1 protein-coding gene is annotated in these 1,924 nt (G+C 30.4%); it reads left to right on the forward strand.

The window, feature by feature from the left end; translation table 11 throughout:
- The first annotated feature begins 385 nt into the window (after window positions 1-385).
- The gene (cfr, locus tag KA858_RS12165; RefSeq protein ID WP_001010505.1) at window positions 386-1,435 is read left to right on the forward strand and encodes a 23S rRNA (adenine(2503)-C(8))-methyltransferase Cfr; all 1,050 of its coding nucleotides are present in this window, start codon (window positions 386-388) and stop codon (window positions 1,433-1,435) included.
- The last annotated feature ends 489 nt before the right edge of the window (window positions 1,436-1,924 follow it).

Consider the following 1,924-nt stretch of genomic DNA (forward strand, 5'->3'; position numbering starts at 1 on the left):
AATTATACGGACTTTATCGTTGCTAACTTTAATATTTACATTTGAATATTAAAATGTTACAGTACAGGCTAAGTATATTAATTAGTGAAAGGAGGTAATAGCTATTTTAGCTATTAAAGGGAGTAGTCTGTCCTTTTTTAAACTAAACAATGATATAAAAACAGTTGCCGGAGCTTTGCCTCTACTATGGATAAGTTTAAAACAAGATCATCAACATACTTGTTTTATGTAGTGAAATATGCATATTTGTATGTTTTGACTTTCGGCACCGGTAATTTTTATCTGTGTTTTTTTTGTGTGCAAAAAGAAATTGATTCTTAGGGACTGCTACTCCTTTCCAATTATTCTAATTACCACTAGAGCAAATTGTGAAAGGATGAAAGAAATGAATTTTAATAATAAAACAAAGTATGGTAAAATACAGGAATTTTTAAGAAGTAATAATGAGCCTGATTATAGAATAAAACAAATAACCAATGCGATTTTTAAACAAAGAATTAGTCGATTTGAGGATATGAAGGTTCTTCCAAAATTACTTAGGGAGGATTTAATAAATAATTTTGGAGAAACAGTTTTGAATATCAAGCTCTTAGCAGAGCAAAATTCAGAGCAAGTTACGAAAGTGCTTTTTGAAGTATCAAAGAATGAGAGAGTAGAAACGGTAAACATGAAGTATAAAGCAGGTTGGGAGTCATTTTGTATATCATCACAATGCGGATGTAATTTTGGGTGTAAATTTTGTGCTACAGGCGACATTGGATTGAAAAAAAACCTAACTGTAGATGAGATAACAGATCAAGTTTTATACTTCCATTTATTAGGTCATCAAATTGATAGCATTTCTTTTATGGGAATGGGTGAAGCTCTAGCCAACCGTCAAGTATTTGATGCTCTTGATTCGTTTACGGATCCTAATTTATTTGCATTAAGTCCTCGTAGACTTTCTATATCAACGATTGGTATTATACCTAGTATCAAAAAAATAACCCAGGAATATCCTCAAGTAAATCTTACATTTTCATTACACTCACCTTATAGTGAGGAACGCAGCAAATTGATGCCAATAAATGATAGATACCCAATAGATGAGGTAATGAATATACTCGATGAACATATAAGATTAACTTCAAGGAAAGTATATATAGCTTATATCATGTTGCCTGGTGTAAATGATTCTCTTGAGCATGCAAACGAAGTTGTTAGCCTTCTTAAAAGTCGCTATAAATCAGGGAAGTTATATCATGTAAATTTGATACGATACAATCCTACAATAAGTGCACCTGAGATGTATGGAGAAGCAAACGAAGGGCAGGTAGAAGCCTTTTACAAAGTTTTGAAGTCTGCTGGTATCCATGTCACAATTAGAAGTCAATTTGGGATTGATATTGACGCTGCTTGTGGTCAATTATATGGTAATTATCAAAATAGCCAATAGTATTGAACAAGGTATATAGCTGATATAATAAGGTGAATTTTTAAATAATATTAATGCAATTAATATTATTTTGATAACTCAATTATGCTAGTATTTTCTTCAAATATGAATGGACTACTGGGTGGAAGATAATTAACTAATCTGTATTCTTCTAATTTGAAATGAATAAGTTTCAAAGTACTAAGATATAGGATTAGTCATCCATTTTTTTTAAATCAGTTTAACTAGATGTTTTGTTTGTCGAATGACAAAAAACTCTTATTTAGTATAAATGAATAGATAATCCTTCCAATAATAATTGGGAGGATTTTTTATTCTCCCTAAATACAAATGTAAGTTAATGAAATATATACTTGAAGATGTTTATGGCATTCTAAAAATGAGTCAAGTCCAGACTCCTGTGTAAAATGCTATACAATGTTTTTACCATTTCTACTTATCAAAATTGATGTATTTTCTTGAAGAATAAATCCATTCATCATGTAGGTC

It is taken from the genome of Staphylococcus sp. GDX8P80P (assembly GCF_017893095.1).
In the GTDB taxonomy this organism is placed as follows: domain Bacteria; phylum Bacillota; class Bacilli; order Staphylococcales; family Staphylococcaceae; genus Staphylococcus; species Staphylococcus borealis.